Here is a 16,426-nt window from a genome sequence, read left to right on the forward strand (position 1 = left end):
CGCCGATTCAGCCCGGCGGCCGTATACGCAAAACAACGCATTGGCAGTCGCCGCGCGGCCGCAATGTCTAGCGTGCACCGAGGCTCTTCTTGAGCTGCGCAAAGTGCTTCTTCAGCCGGGGCACGGCGAAGTCGGTGAAGGCCCGTACCTTCGGCACCGCGAGCCGGCCCTGCGGGCAGATCAAATGCGCGGGCATCTCCGGATCCTCATCGCCGGCCAGCACGATCTCGAGCTCGCCGCTCGCGACCTGCTCGGCCACCTGGTACGAATACATCCGCGCCACGCCGCGCCCGGCAACCGCGGATGCCACCGCCGCATAGGTGCTGTTGACGACGAGTCGCGGGATGAACTGGACTGTCCTGGCTGCCGATGAGCCGGCCTGTGGCGCAAAGGTCCAGGAATTGGGCAGGTGCGCCATCGCCACGATCTGGTGCTTGGCGAGATCGCCGGGTTCAGCGATGCGCGGGTGCTGCTTCAGGTAGCGCGGCGCAGCCACCACGACGCGGCTGATCTCGCCGACCCGCATCGCCACCATCGCCGAATCCGCGAGAGGCCCGATGCGAAGCGCGATGTCGACGCCCTCCTCGATCAGATTGACCGAACGGTCGAACAGCAGGAGCTTCGCCGACACCGTCGGATAGGCATCGAGAAATGCATCGAGGATCGGCCGCAGCACCATCTCGCCCGAGACCACCGGCGCCGTGATCGCGAGCAGGCCGCGGGGCGCCGTGCGCGGTCCGGCCACGATGTCGTCGGCCTCCTCCAGCTCGGTGAGCACGCGACGGCAGATCGCAACATAGCGCTCGCCCTCCTCGCTCAGCTTGATCGATCGCGTCGTCCGGTGCAGCAGCTCGGCGCCGACCCGCTCCTCGAGGAAAGCGATGGCGCGGCTGACCGCCGCCGGCGAGCGGCCGAGCTTGCGTCCTGCGGCGGCCAAGCTGCCCTCGTCCACCGCAAGGACGAACACCTTCATCGCATCCAGACGATCCATGCCTACCCGTCGCCCCATCAAATTCCAGTGACAAGCTAGGCGCTCGCCCCCGCCGCGACAACCGCCGCCAAAGGCCGGTCCGGCATTCGTTCGCACCACGTAACAGTGTCTGCCGGACAACGTGTATTCGCAGCCGGGCCGCCGCGGCGTACCTCAGTACGCGAGCCAGCCGCTGCTGGCGCAGGTTCTGAAAGCCAACAACAGGAGTCAGCCATGGGTATCGAGCAGAAGGTCGCCATCATCACCGGTGCATCGCAGGGCATCGGCGCCGCCCTGGTCCAGGGTTTTCGCGATCGCAACTATCGCGTCGTCGCAACGGCGCGTTCCATCAAGCCGTCGGGCGACGATGACATCCTCGCCGTTCCCGGCGACATCACCGACCGGGCCACCGCGCAACGCGTGGTCTCGCAGGCCGTCGCGCGCTTCGGCCGCGTCGACACGCTGGTCAACAATGCCGGCATCTTCGTCGCAAAGCCGTTCACGCAGTACACGGCCGAGGACTATGCGGCGGTGATGGGCACCAACGTTGCGGGCTTTTTCCACATCACGCAGCTCGCCATTGCGGAGATGGAGAAGCAGGGTTCGGGTCACGTCGTCCAGATCACGACCACCCTGGCCGATCAGGCCAATTCGAACGTGCCGTCGGTGCTGGCCTCGCTGAGCAAGGGCGGGCTGAACGCCGCGACCAAGTCGCTCGCGATCGAATACGCCAGGCGCGGCATCCGCGTGAACGCGGTGGCGCCCGGCATCATCAAGTCGCCGATGCATCCCGTTGCGACGCATGCCCAGCTCGGCGCGCTGCATCCGGTCGGCCACATGGGTGAGATGTCCGACATCGTTGGCGCCGTGCTCTATCTCGAGCAGGCAAGCTTCGTCACCGGCGAGATCCTGCACGTCGACGGCGGCCAGAGCGCCGGCCACTGAGCGCGGAGAAACACCATGCCGACCGTCACCATTCAAGTGACCCGCGAAGGAACGACGCCGGGAGCGGCGTCGCTCACGGCGGAGGAGAAGGCCGCGCTGATCAAGGGATCGAGCCAGTTGCTGCTCGACGTGCTCGGCAAGCCGCTCGAGTCCACCTTCGTCGTGATCGAGGAAGTCGACACCGACAATTGGGGCTGGGGCGGCCTGCCCGTGCAGGACTTCCGGCGCCGCCGCGCCGCAAAGACAGGATGATCCGCGCGCCACTGTGTGCGCAGGAGGATGACATGACCGAACTCAATGCAAACACTGGGCACCACGCCCGGCCGCATCAGCGGCCAGGATCGGAATCGCAATCGAATTCGCGGCAGGCTTGGCGGTACGCCGTGGCGGGATTGTGCGCATCACTGGTCGGGCTTGGCCTCGCCCGCTTTTCCTACACGCCGCTGATCCCGGCGCTGATCGCCGCGAAGTGGTTCAGCGCATCCGACGTCGTCTATCTCGGCGCTGCCAACCTCGCCGGTTACCTCGCGGGCGCGCTCGCCGCACGCGCACTAGCCACCCGCATCGGCGCAGTCCGCGCACTGCGGGCGATGATGCTGCTTGCCACCCTCTCCTTTTTCGCGAGCTCTACCCCGGTGTCGTTCACCTGGTTTTTCGCCTGGCGCTTTCTGTCGGGCCTGACCGGCGGAATCATCATGGTGCTGGCGGCCTCCGTCATTCTGCCGCACGTATCGGCCGCGAGGCGCGGCATCGTCGGCGGCGTGATCTTTGCCGGCGTCGGCCTTGGCGTCGCGGCATCGGGCACGCTGGTGCCGTTGCTCCTGCAACAGGGCTTGCAGCAGAGCTGGTATGGCCTCGGCATGCTCTCCGCCGTGCTCACACTCGCGAGCTGGTGGAACTGGCCTGCGGAGGCCAAGAGCGATGCCGCGCCTTCGCATCACGCGAAGTCCCATCAGGCCTCGCCCGCCGTGCGCGCGCTTCTGGTCCAGTATGGCCTCAACGCGGTGGCGCTGGTGCCGCACATGGTCTTCATCGTCGACTTCGTGGCGCGTGGCCTCGGCCAGGGCATTGCCGCGGGCGCGCGCTACTGGGTGCTGTACGGTCTCGGCGCCATCGTCGGCCCGCTCGTCACCGGCCATCTCGGTGACCGCTCGGGATTTGGACCGGCCCTGCGCGCGGCGTTCCTGATTGAAGCGGCCGCCGTGCTGCTGCCCACCGTCAGCACCGCGCCTCTCTCGCTGATCGTGTCGAGCGTCGTGGTCGGCGGCTTCACACCCGGTATCGTACCGCTGGTGCTCGGGCGCATTCATGAGCTCGTGCCGCACTCGACCGAGCAGCAGCGCGCGACATGGAGCCACGCCACCACGAGCTTTGCGCTGTTCCAGGCGGCGGCAGCCTACGGCTTCTCCTGGATCTACGCGCAGACCGGCGGCGACTATCTGGTCCTGTTCGGACTTGGCGGCGCCGCCGTGGTGCTCGCGCTTGCGATCGATCTTGGGCTCGCGCTCACCACGCGCAAGGCATAAAGCGGGCGGCGGCGTGATCAGGAATACTGCATCACGCCGTCGTCGATCTTGCCAAAGCGCAAGGAGACGATGTCGAGCGCGTAGTTCTGGTACAGCCGCCATGGCTGCTTCGAGCCCTGCTTCGGCATCTTCGCGACCGAGCGCTGCACATAGCCCGAGGTGAAATCGAGCGACGGCTGCGCGGTGATTTCAGGGTCGTCATTGTGCGGCATGCACTGACGGAAATTGTGCCGGTCCATGTAGTTGATGAGCCGGCAGACATATTCGCAGGTGAGATCGCATTTCAGCGTCCAGGACGCGTTGGTGTAGCCGAAGGCTGACGCCATGTTCGGCACGTCGGCATACATCATGCCCTTGTAGGTCAGCGTGTTGGCGAAATCGATGGCGCGGCCGTCGACGCTGATTTCGAGACCGCCGACGACCTGGAGCACCAGCCCCGTCGCGGTGACGATGATGTCGGCCGCAAGCTCGCTGCCATCCTTCAGGCGAATGCCGTCGCGCGTAAAGGTGTCGATCTCGTTGGTGACGACGGCGGCGCGCTGCTCGCGGATCGCCTTGAACAGGTCGCCGTCCGGCACGAGGCAGAGCCGCTGGTCCCAGGGATTGTAGCGCGGCGTGAAATGGGTCGCGACGTCGTAGTCGGGGCCGAGCGCCATCTGCACCCCCTTGAGCACCAGCTCCTTCACCTTGGCAGGCCGGCGCCGGCTGAGCTGGAAGAAGAACATCCCCCACATCACGTTGCGCCAGCGGATGACATGATAGGCAAGCCGCGTCGGCAGATTGCGGCGCAATTTGTTGGCCACGGGGTCCTGCGCAGGACGCGACACCACATAGGTCGGCGAGCGCTGGAGCATGGTGACCTGCGCCGCCTTCTTGGCGAGCTCCGGCACCAGCGTCACTGCGGTTGCGCCCGAGCCGATCACGACGACGCGTTTTCCCGCGCAGTCGATGTCCTCGGTCCATTTCTGCGGATGCACGATGCGGCCGGCGAAATCTGCCACGCCCGCAAACTCCGGCGTATAGCCCGCCTCGTATTTGTAGTAGCCCGAGCACATGAACAGGAAATTGCAGGTGAAGCGCACGAGCTCGGTTGCGCCCTCGCCCGTAATGCGCTCGGCCTCGATGGTCCAGCGCGCATCCGGCGTCGACCAGGACGCGCGCTTGACGCGATGGCGGAAGCGGATGTGCGTCTCGATGCCGTTCTCGGCTGCTGTCTCGCGCACGTAATTCAGGATCTGCGGCCCGTCGGCGATCGCCTTCGGATCGGTCCACGGCTTGAAGGAATAGCCGAGCGTAAACATGTCGCTGTCGGAGCGGACACCGGGATAGCGAAACAGGTCCCAGGTCCCGCCGATGCAGTCGCGCCCCTCGAGAATGACGTAGCTCTTGCCCGGGCACTTGCTCTGAAGATGATAACCCGCGCCGATGCCGGACAGGCCGGCACCGACGATCAGCACGTCGAAATGTTCTGCGGCTTTAGCCATGGCGTTCTCCCCGGCACAGGATGGGCGACGCCGTGCCGAATTGCAACCGTCAGGCGGTGGCAGCACCGTAGACAAGGGCTGTGTCGAAATACTCGTAGAATTCCACTGCCTTGCCATCCTTGAAACGCCAGAAATCGACCTTCGGGGTCTCAGCGATCTTCCCGGTCCTTTTGTTGGTCCAGGCACATGAGCCGCGCGCGAAAACAGCGTCGCCCTGCGCGACGTATTCATTCATGGTGTAGTGCTGCATGCTCCAGTCAGCCAGCAGACCGTCGAAATAGCCACGCAGCTGCGCGCGGTCGTCATAACACTTGGCAAAGGGCACCGCCGGAGCCCCCTGCGGAAGCGAGTCGAATTTGATCTGCGGGCCGATGACGCTGTCGAACCAATAGTCGACGCTCCCGCCTTTGCTGTCGTTCCACCGACGATAGGCTTCTTTGAGCAACTGAACGTTGGCTTCGCTAGACATCGCATTCCCTCCATATGCATTTGACAATGAACGTGGGAAACGCGGCCACCCGCTTCAGAAGTGGCGGGCTTGTTTTGGCTCTACCTCCGAGCGTAGCACAATGAGTCTACAAAAAAAGGCCCCGGATCGCTCCGGGGCCTTCGTGTCGCAGCTGGATGCGATCTCAGTAGCGGTAGTGGTCCGACTTGTACGGACCTTCTTGCTTCACGCCGATGTAGTCGGCCTGGTCCTTGCGCAGCTCGGTGAGCTTGACGCCGATCTTGGCGAGGTGCAGGCGCGCGACCTTCTCGTCCAGCGACTTCGGCAGCACGTAGACTTCCTTCTTGTACTTGCCGTCCTTGTTGTTGGCGAACAGCTCGATCTGCGCCAGCGTCTGGTTGGTGAAGGAGGCCGACATCACGAAGGACGGATGGCCCATCGCGTTGCCGAGGTTCACGAGGCGGCCTTCCGACAGCATGATGATTCGGTGCTTGTCGGGGAATTCGATCTCGTCGACCTGCGGCTTGATGTTGGTCCACTTCAGGTTACGCAGACCCGCGATCTGGATCTCGTTGTCGAAGTGGCCGATGTTGCAGACGATGGCGCGATCCTTCATCGCGCGCATGTGCTCGATCGTGATGATGTCCTTGTTGCCGGTCGCGGTGACGAAGATGTCGGCGCGGGGCGCGGCGTCTTCCATGGTCACGACCTCGTAGCCTTCCATCGCGGCCTGGAGCGCGCAGATCGGATCGACTTCCGACACCATCACGCGGCAGCCGGCCTGGCGCAGCGACGCGGCAGAACCCTTGCCGACGTCGCCGAAGCCCGCGACCATCGCGACCTTGCCCGACATCATCACGTCGGTGCCGCGACGGATGCCGTCGACCAGCGATTCACGGCAGCCATAGAGGTTGTCGAACTTCGACTTGGTGACGCTGTCGTTGACGTTGATCGCCGGCCACAGCAGCGTGCCGGCCTTCTGCATGTCATAGAGACGATGCACGCCCGTAGTGGTCTCTTCGGAAACGCCCTTGATGCTCTTGGCGATCTCGGCGAAGTAGCCCTTCGGCTTCTCCTTGAGCTGCTTCTTCAGGAGCGCGAAGAAGACTTCCTCTTCCTCGGAGCCGGGCTTGTCGAGGAACGCGGTGTCGCCGTTCTCGGCGCGCAGACCGAGATGGACGTACATGGTGGCATCGCCGCCGTCATCGAGGATCATGTTCGGGTGACCGCCGCCGTGCCAGTCGAACAGTTTTGCGGTGTAGTCCCAGTATTCGGCGAGCGTCTCGCCCTTGACCGCGAAGACGGGAATGCCGGCGGCCGCGATCGCAGCCGCGGCGTGGTCCTGCGTCGAATAGATGTTGCAGGAGACCCAGCGAATGTCGGCGCCGAGGGCTGCCAGCGTCTCGATCAGCACGCCGGTCTGGATCGTCATGTGCAGCGAGCCGGCGATGCGCGCGCCCTTCAGCGGCTGCTTCGGGCCGAACTCCTCGCGGGTGGCCATCAGGCCGGGCATCTCGGTCTCGGCCAGCGAGAGTTCCTTGCGGCCGAAGTCGGCGAGCGAAATGTCCTTGACGATGTAGTCGGTGAAGCCGGGCTTCGCATTCATAGCGGAGGTCCTGTTGTTGAATTGGTCGTTCCGGGTCGCCTTAGAAAGGCGAACCCGGAATCTCGACATTATGGATAAGGATCCCGGGTTCGCCGCTGTCGCGGCGCCCCGGAACGACGTTGGTGATCAGAGCGCGCGCTTGAGCGCTTCGACCAGGTCGGTCTTCTCCCAGGAGAAGCCGCCCTCGTTGTCGGGCGTGCGGCCGAAATGGCCGTAGGCCGAGGTGCGCGCGTAGATCGGGCGGTTGAGGTCGAGATGGCTGCGGATGCCGCGCGGGGTGAGATCCATCGCCTTGGCGGCGGCCATCTCGAGCTGGTCCTCCGACACCTTACCGGTGCCGTGGGTGTCGATGTAGATCGACAGCGGACGCGCGACGCCGATGGCGTAGGCGAGCTGGAGGGTGCAGCGATCGGCGAGACCGGCCGCGACGATGTTCTTGGCGACGTAGCGCGCCGCGTAAGCCGCCGAACGGTCGACCTTGGTCGGATCCTTGCCGGAGAACGCACCGCCGCCATGCGGGGCCGCGCCACCATAGGTGTCGACGATGATCTTGCGGCCGGTCAGGCCGGAATCGCCGTCCGGACCGCCGATGTAGAACTTGCCGGTCGGATTGATGTGCCAGATGGTCTTCGGCGTGATCCAGTCCTTCGGCAGCGCCTCGCGGACATAGGGCTCGACGATGTCGCGGATCTGCTTCGACGAGATGTCCTCGACCAGATGCTGGTGCGACACGACGATCTCGCGCACGCCGACCGGCTTGCCGTTCTCGTACTGCACGGTGACCTGGCTCTTGGAGTCCGGACCCAGCACCTTCTCGCGGCCGGAGTGACGCGCTTCCGAGATGAGGCGCAGGATCTTGTGGGCATAGAAGATCGGCGCCGGCATCAGATCAGGCGTCTCGTTGGTGGCGTAACCGAACATGATGCCCTGGTCGCCTGCGCCCTCTTCCTTGACCTCGCCCGGCTGCAGCGCATCGACGCCCTGCGCGATGTCGGCCGACTGCGGATGCAGCAGGATTTCGATGTCGGCCTTCTCCCAGTGGAAGCCGTCCTGCTCGTAGCCGATGTCCTTGATCGCGGCGCGCACGACGCCTTCGATCTGCTCGTTGGTAACGGATGCGGGACCTCGGGTCTCGCCGGCGATCACCACCTTGTTGGTGGTCGCGAGCGTCTCGCAGGCCGCACGGATCTGCCACGGATCGATGCCGGCTTTCGGCCCTTCGCGGTAGAACAGATCGACGATTTCATCGGAGATCCGGTCACAGACCTTGTCGGGATGACCCTCGGACACGGATTCGCTGGTGAAGAGATAGGACGCGCGCATCAGTAACCCCTTGTTCCGCCGTTAACATGGCGGGCGTTTGCGATGTTTAACCTTGGATTATGTCAATCACGCCGTCGCGAGATGACGTAGGACTCGTCGAGAAACCAGAGCCCGTTGTACTTCCGCAGCACGTCCCGGGCGGCATCCAGAGTGCGGCCGTTTTGAGTCATTTCTGTCAATCGGTCGTCCTCGATCTGCGCCACATACACCGCCGCATTCCACGCTGCAAAGGCCGTCGAGGTTCCGATGGTACCCGTCACCTCGTTGGGCAGCGCTTCCATATCATACCTGAAGATCGAACGGTTGTCCGCATAAGCATTAAAATTTAGGTCCCGGCCCAACGACCCAAGCTCGTACTTCACGGCGCGCAATAGCTCATGACGGCTGACCGCGAAAGGATTTTCTCCAGGCCAGATCGCCTGGATCATTTCCATGCCGGGATCGTGACCATGGGAGTGGATTCCGATCAGCCGCCCGCCCGGCCGAAGCGCCCGCGCCAGCGGTGCAATGATCCGCTTTGCCCGGAAATTGACCGAGGACAGGGCGCGGTAGGGCTGGGATGCAATGACCAGGTCGAAATTGGCCTCGGCCTGGCCCGGCCGCGGAATGGTCGAATCCAGCAGGAACCTGTGGTCCTCGCGGTAGAGCACCAGGACGACGGGCCGCTCGTAGAGCGGCATGGCCGTGCGTGGGCTGATCGCGGCGCGCCAGTTCTGCTCCAGGAACGGCCTCAACTCGGCGATCTGCTGCTCGAACTCGCCTGACGAGGCGCCACGTAACGGAACCTCGTGCCAGACGGTGGCCGCCGCCGCCGCAGGCGATGCCGGCGTGAGCCAGGGCGCCTCGGAGTAGAACATGTTGGTGAACACGAACACCGACGCCGGATGCTCGAAAATGCGGTCCGGGACCCTCTCCAGCGTCAGCCGCAGGTCCTCGAGACTGAGCTCCTTGCCGGCCACGTAGAACGGCATGTGCGGGTAGCGCTGGTGCGTTGCGCGCAGCACCCGGGCCAGCACCGTGCCGTCGCCGACGCCTGCGTCGAAGATGCGCAGCGCCGGCGGGCGCGGATGGATGCTGGCGAGTTCCAGCGCGACGCGCTCGGCGACCACCCTCTTCTCGCTGCAGGTATGGACGAACAGCAGGTATTTTTGCCGGTTCTCGAAGAAACGGAAATTACCGCGCGGATCGCGTTTTTCCGGGGGTACCTGGAGTCCCCGCGGCGGCGGCAGGCCGCCCGTCGTCGATGCGGCGATATAGGCCTGGATCCGCTCCAGCGTGTCGATCGTGATGCGCTTTCCCTCGCGCAGGCGATGGACCAGCTTCCCATCGTTCACCGCGCGCCGGCCAAACGTCGATTCCGCCATGTCCGCCTTGCGGCAGAACTCGGTGATTTGGCTAAGGATTTCGTCGTTCTTCATGAGTGGGAAAGCGGTGGGCAGAACTGTTGGGACCAGCGTCGTAGCAAAATCTGCCCACTGAGGGAATACCCTCTCTTGGCTTTACCCCACGTCCAATGACGAGCGCGTGAACCCCGGCGCACCGCCGAGCAACAAACAAGCGCTTCTCCTTCAAGGGACCATCGCCATGCGCCGCCTGCTCGTCGCGCTCTGCCTGCTCACAGCAACCCTGTGGGCCGCACCCGCCTTCGCGCAGGCGCGGAGCCAGCTCGGGCCGCTCTGCACCACCGACACCACGCCGCCAGACCAGATGATCGACGCCTGCAACAAGATCGTCGCGCTGAAGGTGTTTCGCGGCGAGCAGCTCGCGACGATCTATTTCTGGCGCGCGGTGGGCTGGAACAAGAAGGGCGACTATTCGAAGGTCATCGCCGACACCACCGAGGCGATCCGGCTCCAGCCGAGCCAGGCGGTCTACAATCTCAGGGGATCGGCCTATTACGACAAGGGCGACTACGACATCGCGATCGCCGATTTCGACGATGCGCTGAAGCTCGGCCCGCCTGATGGCACGATCTTCCACAATCGCGGCAACGCCTGGCGCGGCAAGGGCGACTACGCCAAGGCGATCGCCGACTACGATGCCACGATCAAGCTGCAGCCCAAATCGACGTTCTCGTTCCAGAATCGCGGCATTGCGAAGGAGGCGCTCGGCGATCTCGACGGCGCGCTTGCCGACATCAACCAGGCGATCCGGCTCGACCCGACACTGCCGCAGCCGCTGATCAATCGCACCGCGATCTGGCGCGTGCGGGGCGATCTCGATCGCGCCATTGCCGATGGCAGCGAGGCGATCCGGCTTGCGAAAGAGAAACCGCCCGTCAACATCATGACGCCGCCGAACAGCGTGCTGATATCAGGCTATATCCACCGCGCGCTGGCCTATGAGGCGAAGGGCGACTACGCCCATGCGCGCGACGACTACAAGGCGACGCTGGCGATCGTGGCTTCCGATGCCGGCAGCAAGGCCAACCAGGCCACCGCCAAGGTGCGGCTGTCGCTGGTGACGGATGCGCTCACACCCATCCCGCGCGATCCGCCGTCACCGGCGACGCAGCCGGCCCCGCATCAAACGGGCGCGGCGCCTGCGCCCTCGCCTGCCCCGGTGACGCTCGGCAAGCGCCTGGCACTGGTGATCGGCAACGGCGCCTATGCGCATGTCAAGGCGCTGCCCAATCCGGCCAACGATGCGCGTGCCGTCGCCAGGAGCCTGCGCGACATCGGCTTCACGGTGTCGGAGGGCATCGATCTCGACCGCGCAGCGATGCAGAAAGTGACGCGCGACTTCCTGCGCGAGGCGGCGCGGGCGCAGGTCGCGTTGGTCTACTATGCCGGCCACGGCGTGCAGGTCGACGGCCGCAACTATCTCATTCCCGTCGACGTCGACCTCAAGCCGGGCGCGGGCATGACGGAGGCGATGATTGACATGGACACGATCATGGCCGGCCTCGACGATCAGGTCCGCACCAACATTTTGATCTTCGATGCCTGCCGCAACAATCCGATGGCGCAGCAGGTCGCAGCCGCCGGCACCAACCGAGGCATCGAGGGCGCTTCGGGCCTCGCAGCGCCAACAAGCCTGGGCGCCGGTGCAACGCTGGGCGCGGGCACGCTGATCGCGTTCGCCACCGCGCCGGGCCAGGTCGCACTCGATGGCGAAGGCGCCAACTCGCCGTTCTCCGCCGCCCTCTCCCGCCATCTCGGCACGCCGGGGCTGGAGGTTCAGCAGATGCTGACGCGCGTGCGGGCGGAAGTGGTCTCGAGCACGAAGAACAAGCAGGTGCCGTGGTCGAACTCGTCGCTGCTGGGCGAGGTTTATCTGGCGGAGAAGTGAGGGCGGGTAAGCGCACTGGTTTTCGAGGGTGTGACGCTGCCCGCCACTCACTCGGTGTCATCGCCCGACTTGATCGGGCGATCCAGTAATCCGAGACGCCAGTGATTCACCGAGAAGACGCGGCGTACTGGATTCCCCGCTTTCGCGGGGAATGACAGCAGCCATGTGGCAAACTTAGTTGCCCCACACTTCCTTGGCGATCTCGACCGCAAGGCCGAGCTTGGCCCACTGCTCTTCCTCGGAGAGGATGTTGCCTTCCTCGGTCGAGGCAAAGCCGCATTGCGGGGACAGCGCGAGCTGCTCCAGCGGTGCAAACTTGGCGGCCTCTTCGAGACGACGCTTGATGTCATCCTTTTTCTCGAGCTCGCCGAACTTCGAGGTGATGACGCCGACCACGACGACCTTGTTGCCCTTGGGCAGGAAGCGCAGCGGCTCGAAGCCGCCGGCGCGGTCAGAGTCGTATTCGAGGAAGTAGCCATCGTAATTGGTGCCGGCCAGCATGGTCTCGGCCACGGGCTCGTAGCCGCCCGAGGAGATCCAGGTCGAGCGGAAATTGCCGCGGCAGACATGCGTCGTCACCACCATGTCGGCCGGCTTCTCGGCCAGCGCGTAATTGATGACGCGCGCATAGATCTGCTGGAGACCCTCGGGATTGTCGCCACGCTCACGCGCCTTCTGCAACTCGTCCTGCGAGCAGAGATACGCCCACACGGTGTCGTCGAACTGAAGATAGCGGCAGCCGGCATCGTAAAACGCCTTCACGGCCTTGCGGTAGGTCTTGCCGAGGTCTTCGTAGAACGCGTCGAGATCGGGATAGACGTCCTTGGAGATCGCCTTGCGGCCGCCGCGGAAGTGCAGCACGGCCGGCGAGGGGATCGTCATCTTGGCGGCGACGTGGGCCTGGTCGGCGGACTTCTTCAGGAAGCGGAAGTGATCCAGCATCGGATGGTCGTCGGGGAAATCGAGCTTGCCGATCACGCGGACCGCGTCATGCCGCGTCTCGACGCCCGCGAACTGGATGCCCGTGTCCGGGTGAAACATTTCGCAGCCGGTGAGCTTGGCCAGGAAATCGAAATGCCACCAGGAGCGGCGGAATTCGCCGTCGGTCGCGAGCTTCAAGCCGATCGAGGCCTGCTTGTGCACGACCTTCTCGATCTCCATGTCCTCGATCTTGCGCAGATCGTCGACCGAGATCTCGCCCTTCTCGAGCCTGGCGCGGGCTTCCTTGATCTTCGCGGGACGCAAGAGGCTGCCGACCTCGTCGGCGCGGAAGGGGGCTTTGGTTCGCTGCATTTTCTACTCCCGGGATATTTTAGTGGGCCGCCGCCCCTGCGACGCCGAGGTGGCGTTCGAGGACCGACGGGTCGGCCTTCAGCGCGGCACTCGGGGCGTCGTGGACGATCGTTCCGCGCTCCAATATCACAACACGGTCGGCGAGCCCCAGAATCTTTTGCGCGTTCTGCTCGACGATGATCGAGCAGATGCCGCCCGCCCGGGTGATGCTGCCGATCGCCTTCAGAAGCTCCTCGACGATGATGGGGGCGAGGCCCTCGGTCGGCTCGTCCAGCAGCAGAACCTTCGGGTTGAGGGTCAGCGCCCGGCCGATCGCCAGCATCTGCTGCTCGCCGCCGGAGAGCTGGTTGCCGAAATTGCTCCGCCGCTCCTTCAGCCGCGGGAACATCTCGTAGACCCTCTCGACCGTCCAGGGGCCGGGCTGCGCCACCGCGGTCATGTTCTCTTCCACCGTCAGCGAGCGGAAGATATTTCGCTCCTGCGGCACCCAGCCGATGCCGGCCCGCGCCCGCTGATCGGGCCGCAAGCTCGTGACATCGGTGCCGGCCAGCGCGACCGAACCGGAGAAACGGCGGGTCACGCCGACGATGGAGTTGATCAGCGTGGTCTTGCCGGTGCCGTTGCGGCCCAGCAGCGCAAGCACCTGCCCCTCGGCGAGGCGCAGGGACATGTTGGGCAGCACCACCGCCTCGCCATAGCCGGCGCGAAGTGCGTCGATCGCGAGCAGGTCAGACATTGACCGCCTCCTCGCCGAGATAGACGGCCTTGACCTGCGGGTCGCGCGCGACCACGTCGGGTGGACCTTCTGTGAGCAGCGCGCCCGAGACCAATACCGAGATGCGGTCGGCGAAGGAAAAGACGAGGTCCATGTCGTGCTCGATCAGCAGCACGGTGACGTCGCGCGGCAGGCTGCCTACGACGGCGAGAATGTCGTGGCGTTCGCTCTCGGGCACGCCGGCGGCGGGCTCGTCGAGCAGCAGCACGCGCGGCTTGACGGCGATCGCGACCGCGATCTCGAGCAGGCGTTGCTTGCCGTAAGGCAGCGTCACGGTCTCTTCGTTCATGACGTCGAGCAGATGGAAGCGCCTCAGGAGATCGGCGATCTCGCCGTTGACGTCGCCCCGCGTGCCCATCCGCCGCCACCAGTCGCCGCCATGGCCGAGGCGCTCGGAGACGGCGAGGCCGATGGTCTCGAGCGGGGTCAGGTCGGGATAGAGCTGGTTGATCTGGAAGGTGCGCGACAGGCCGCGCAGCACGCGCTTGTGCACCGGAAAATCCGTGATGTCCTGGCCTTCGAGCAGGATCCGGCCCGAGTTCGGCTTGAGCACGCCGGTGAGCTGGTTGATCACAGTGGTCTTGCCGGCGCCGTTCGGGCCGATCAGCGCGTGGCGGGCGCCCTGCTCGATCTTGAGCGACAGGTCCCGCGTCACGCGCAGACCGCCGAACTGCTTTTCGAGATTTTGGGTTTCGAGCGCGATGGTCATGCGTCGCTCTCCGGCACGGCAACGACGGCCTTGCGTCCGGCAACCTGCTTGATGACCAGGTTCGGCACGTACAGCATCCAGCGATGCAGGCGCTGGCGGCCGACGAGCACGATCACGACCAGCACGAGACCGATCCAGAACTGCCAATATTGCGGGGTGATGGTGGAGAACAATTCCTGGAGCATACGGAACACCACCGCACCGACCAGCCCGCCATAGAGATATCCGGTTCCGCCAATCACGAGCACCAGCATCAAATCGGCCGAACGCTCGAAGGCGAACACGTCGAGGGAGGCGATCGCCGTGGTCTGGGTGAACAGCGCGCCCGCGATGCCGGCATAGAACGCCGCGAGCGTGTAGATCGCGATCAGGCGGCGGTTGACGGGGATGCCGATGGCGGCGGCGCGCAGCGGATTGTTCTTGATCGCGCGCAGCGACAGGCCGAACGGCGAATGCACGACGCGGCGGGCGAACAGGAACAACAGGAACAGCACCGCCAGCGAGTAGAAAAAGCCGGTCTTGCCGAACATGTCGAACGCAATCTCGCCGAAGATCGGCTGCATCTCGATGCCCTGAAGGCCGTCGGTGCCGCCGGTGATGTTAGAGAAGCGCTCGGCGAGCGCTTCAAGCAGCAGCGCGATGCCGAGCGTGACCATCAGCCGGGTCAGATCGACGCCGCGGATCACCAGGAAGCTGGTGGCGAAACCCAGCACCATCGCGGCAAGGCCGGCGACGATCAGCGCGAGCACGGGCTCGTTGATGATGCCATGCAAGGCGAGAAGCCCCGCGGCGTAGGCGCCGACGCCGAAGAAGGCGGCGTGGCCGAGCGAGACGATGCCGGCATAACCGAGGATGAGATCCAGCGACATCGCAAACAGCGCCAGCCGCAGGATGTCGGTCATGATCAGATAGCGCGTGGGAAATGCGAAGCCGCAGGCCAGCACGACCAGCCAGAAGGCGACTTCGCCATAGTGCCAGCGTGCCTGGCGCTGGGCGTGATAACCGACGTCGGAGGAAGCGCTCATCGGCGGCCTCAACGCGCGGCCGTGCGGCCGAACAGGCCGTTCGGGCGCCAGATCAGGATCACGATCATCATGGTGTAGATCACGAAGGGGCCCATCTTCGGCACGTAATATTTGCCGGCGACGTCGCCGATGCCGAGCAGGAGCGAGGCCAGGAACGGCCCGGTGATCGAGGACGAGCCGCCGACGGTGACGACGATCAGGAAGTAGATCATGAACTTCAGCGGGAAATACGGATCGAGGCCGAGGATCTCGGCGCTCAGCGCGCCGCCGAGGCCGGCGAGCCCGCAACCGAAAGCGAAGGTGAAGGCGAACACCTGCGGCACGTTGATGCCAAGGCCGCTCGCGGCACGGGGATCATCGACCGCGGCGCGCAGCCGGCTGCCGAACCGGGTCTTGGCCAGCACCATCTGGAGACCAATGGTGAGCAGGCCGCAGATCACGATGATCATCAACCGGTAGCGGCCGATGCCGACGCCGAACACGTCGAACTGGCCCTGGAGCGCAGCCGGCAAATTGATGAACACCCGCGACGAGCCCTGGATGTAGTCGACGGCCGCGACCGACATGAACGTGAGACCGATCGTGAACAGCACCTGGTCGAGATGGCTGCGCGCATAGAGATGGCGGTAGAGCGTTCGCTCCAGCACGATGCCGATCGCAGCCGACGAGACGAAGGCGAGCGGCAGCGCGGCGAAGAACGGCCAGCCCATCCGATTGACCAGGACCATGCAGACATAGCCGCCGGCCATGGCGAAGGCGCCGTGGGCGAGGTTGACGAAGTTCATCAGGCCGAGCGTGACCGCAAGCCCGCAAGCGAGCACGAACAGCAGCATGCCGTAGGCAACGCCATCGAACAGGTTGGTGAGGATAGAGGTCATCGTCTCAGCTTGGAGTTATCGTCATGGCCGGGCTTGTCCCGGCCATCCACGTTCTTGTCCGGGCTTTGCGTGGATGCCCGGGACAAGCCCGGGCATGACGCAGAGTGTAGCTCACGAGATCCCGGGGTCGCGCTAATGCGCGCCCCGGGATGC

The 16,426-nt window shown here is 64.9% G+C and carries 15 protein-coding genes; 4 read left to right on the forward strand and 11 right to left on the reverse strand.

Annotated features, from left to right (window positions below; all coding sequences use genetic code 11):
- Positions 1 to 67 precede the first annotated feature (67 nt).
- Positions 68 to 991 (reverse strand): LysR family transcriptional regulator, encoded by a 924-nt coding sequence (locus IVB46_RS19940; RefSeq protein WP_208087768.1) that lies wholly within the window; start codon positions 989 to 991, stop codon positions 68 to 70.
- 213 nt (positions 992 to 1,204) lie between these two features.
- On the opposite strand from IVB46_RS19940, the gene IVB46_RS19945 reads away from it, so the two are divergent.
- From IVB46_RS19945 to IVB46_RS19955, 3 genes are read left to right on the forward strand one after another with little or no spacing between them, the layout of a single operon-like run.
- On the forward strand, positions 1,205 to 1,915 hold the full coding sequence (locus tag IVB46_RS19945; protein ID WP_247343336.1) for an SDR family oxidoreductase: 711 nt from the start codon (positions 1,205 to 1,207) through the stop codon (positions 1,913 to 1,915).
- Positions 1,916 to 1,930: 15 nt separating this feature from the next.
- Positions 1,931 to 2,167 carry a 4-oxalocrotonate tautomerase family protein gene (locus IVB46_RS19950; RefSeq protein WP_247309749.1) on the forward strand — a complete coding sequence of 79 codons (237 nt, stop codon included), beginning with the start codon at positions 1,931 to 1,933 and terminating at the stop codon, positions 2,165 to 2,167.
- A gap of 32 nt (positions 2,168 to 2,199) precedes the next feature.
- Positions 2,200 to 3,441 carry an MFS transporter gene (locus IVB46_RS19955; protein WP_247309747.1) on the forward strand — a complete coding sequence of 414 codons (1,242 nt, stop codon included), beginning with the start codon at positions 2,200 to 2,202 and terminating at the stop codon, positions 3,439 to 3,441.
- Positions 3,442 to 3,458: 17 nt separating this feature from the next.
- Here IVB46_RS19955 and IVB46_RS19960 read toward each other — a convergent pair whose 3' ends face one another.
- The 5 genes from IVB46_RS19960 to IVB46_RS19980 all read right to left on the reverse strand — a co-directional run bounded on the left by IVB46_RS19960 (position 3,459) and on the right by IVB46_RS19980 (position 9,720).
- On the reverse strand, positions 3,459 to 4,925 hold the full coding sequence (locus tag IVB46_RS19960; RefSeq protein ID WP_208087772.1) for an NAD(P)/FAD-dependent oxidoreductase: 1,467 nt from the start codon (positions 4,923 to 4,925) through the stop codon (positions 3,459 to 3,461).
- A 49-nt stretch (positions 4,926 to 4,974) separates the two neighbouring features.
- Positions 4,975 to 5,394 carry a nuclear transport factor 2 family protein gene (locus tag IVB46_RS19965; protein WP_028151994.1) on the reverse strand — a complete coding sequence of 140 codons (420 nt, stop codon included), beginning with the start codon at positions 5,392 to 5,394 and terminating at the stop codon, positions 4,975 to 4,977.
- A gap of 163 nt (positions 5,395 to 5,557) precedes the next feature.
- A complete protein-coding gene (gene ahcY / locus IVB46_RS19970; protein ID WP_063982186.1) occupies positions 5,558 to 6,979 on the reverse strand; it encodes an adenosylhomocysteinase in 1,422 nt (473 codons plus the stop codon).
- A 126-nt stretch (positions 6,980 to 7,105) separates the two neighbouring features.
- A complete protein-coding gene (gene metK, locus IVB46_RS19975; RefSeq protein ID WP_166099577.1) occupies positions 7,106 to 8,302 on the reverse strand; it encodes a methionine adenosyltransferase in 1,197 nt (398 codons plus the stop codon).
- Between the two features lie 62 nt (positions 8,303 to 8,364).
- The gene (locus IVB46_RS19980) at positions 8,365 to 9,720 is read right to left on the reverse strand and encodes a hypothetical protein (protein ID WP_166099582.1); all 1,356 of its coding nucleotides are present in this window, start codon (positions 9,718 to 9,720) and stop codon (positions 8,365 to 8,367) included.
- A gap of 166 nt (positions 9,721 to 9,886) precedes the next feature.
- On the opposite strand from IVB46_RS19980, the gene IVB46_RS19985 reads away from it, so the two are divergent.
- Positions 9,887 to 11,593, forward strand: a complete 1,707-nt coding sequence (locus IVB46_RS19985; protein WP_247309745.1) for a caspase family protein — start codon at positions 9,887 to 9,889, stop codon at positions 11,591 to 11,593.
- A 174-nt stretch (positions 11,594 to 11,767) separates the two neighbouring features.
- On the opposite strand, the gene IVB46_RS19990 is transcribed toward IVB46_RS19985, so the two are convergent.
- The 5 genes from IVB46_RS19990 to IVB46_RS20010 are packed head-to-tail and all read right to left on the reverse strand — an operon-like array spanning position 11,768 to position 16,273.
- Positions 11,768 to 12,886 carry a cobalamin-independent methionine synthase II family protein gene (locus IVB46_RS19990; protein WP_208087776.1) on the reverse strand — a complete coding sequence of 373 codons (1,119 nt, stop codon included), beginning with the start codon at positions 12,884 to 12,886 and terminating at the stop codon, positions 11,768 to 11,770.
- Positions 12,887 to 12,905: 19 nt separating this feature from the next.
- Complete coding sequence (locus IVB46_RS19995; RefSeq protein ID WP_166099597.1) at positions 12,906 to 13,622, reverse strand: ABC transporter ATP-binding protein; 717 nt, start codon at positions 13,620 to 13,622, stop codon at positions 12,906 to 12,908.
- Positions 13,615 to 14,370 (reverse strand): ABC transporter ATP-binding protein, encoded by a 756-nt coding sequence (locus IVB46_RS20000; protein ID WP_208087777.1) that lies wholly within the window; start codon positions 14,368 to 14,370, stop codon positions 13,615 to 13,617. The genes IVB46_RS19995 and IVB46_RS20000 overlap by 8 nt, the downstream gene beginning before the upstream one ends.
- Entirely contained in the window at positions 14,367 to 15,395 is a 1,029-nt protein-coding gene (locus tag IVB46_RS20005; RefSeq protein ID WP_166099602.1) for a branched-chain amino acid ABC transporter permease, read from the reverse strand. The genes IVB46_RS20000 and IVB46_RS20005 overlap by 4 nt, the downstream gene beginning before the upstream one ends.
- Positions 15,396 to 15,403: 8 nt before the next feature.
- A complete protein-coding gene (locus IVB46_RS20010) occupies positions 15,404 to 16,273 on the reverse strand; it encodes a branched-chain amino acid ABC transporter permease (protein ID WP_007612509.1) in 870 nt (289 codons plus the stop codon).
- Between the last annotated feature and the right edge of the window lie 153 nt (positions 16,274 to 16,426).

This window comes from Bradyrhizobium sp. 61 (assembly GCF_023073075.1).
Lineage (GTDB): Bacteria > Pseudomonadota > Alphaproteobacteria > Rhizobiales > Xanthobacteraceae > Bradyrhizobium > Bradyrhizobium barranii.

Bases quoted from the DNA above. Each gene is read 5' to 3' on its own strand.
- metK (WP_166099577.1), bottom strand. From the start codon at position 8,302: ATGCGCGCGTCCTATCTCTTCACCAGCGAATCCGTGTCCGAGGGTCAT.
- ahcY (WP_063982186.1), bottom strand. From the start codon at position 6,979: ATGAATGCGAAGCCCGGCTTCACCGACTACATCGTCAAGGACATTTCG.
- IVB46_RS19950 (WP_247309749.1), top strand. From the start codon at position 1,931: ATGCCGACCGTCACCATTCAAGTGACCCGCGAAGGAACGACGCCGGGA.
- IVB46_RS19990 (WP_208087776.1), bottom strand. From the start codon at position 12,886: ATGCAGCGAACCAAAGCCCCCTTCCGCGCCGACGAGGTCGGCAGCCTC.
- IVB46_RS19945 (WP_247343336.1), top strand. From the start codon at position 1,205: ATGGGTATCGAGCAGAAGGTCGCCATCATCACCGGTGCATCGCAGGGC.
- IVB46_RS20000 (WP_208087777.1), bottom strand. From the start codon at position 14,370: ATGACCATCGCGCTCGAAACCCAAAATCTCGAAAAGCAGTTCGGCGGT.
- IVB46_RS19965 (WP_028151994.1), bottom strand. From the start codon at position 5,394: ATGTCTAGCGAAGCCAACGTTCAGTTGCTCAAAGAAGCCTATCGTCGG.
- IVB46_RS19980 (WP_166099582.1), bottom strand. From the start codon at position 9,720: ATGAAGAACGACGAAATCCTTAGCCAAATCACCGAGTTCTGCCGCAAG.
- IVB46_RS19960 (WP_208087772.1), bottom strand. From the start codon at position 4,925: ATGGCTAAAGCCGCAGAACATTTCGACGTGCTGATCGTCGGTGCCGGC.
- IVB46_RS19995 (WP_166099597.1), bottom strand. From the start codon at position 13,622: ATGTCTGACCTGCTCGCGATCGACGCACTTCGCGCCGGCTATGGCGAG.
- IVB46_RS19955 (WP_247309747.1), top strand. From the start codon at position 2,200: ATGACCGAACTCAATGCAAACACTGGGCACCACGCCCGGCCGCATCAG.
- IVB46_RS19940 (WP_208087768.1), bottom strand. From the start codon at position 991: ATGGATCGTCTGGATGCGATGAAGGTGTTCGTCCTTGCGGTGGACGAG.
- IVB46_RS20005 (WP_166099602.1), bottom strand. From the start codon at position 15,395: ATGAGCGCTTCCTCCGACGTCGGTTATCACGCCCAGCGCCAGGCACGC.
- IVB46_RS19985 (WP_247309745.1), top strand. From the start codon at position 9,887: ATGCGCCGCCTGCTCGTCGCGCTCTGCCTGCTCACAGCAACCCTGTGG.
- IVB46_RS20010 (WP_007612509.1), bottom strand. From the start codon at position 16,273: ATGACCTCTATCCTCACCAACCTGTTCGATGGCGTTGCCTACGGCATG.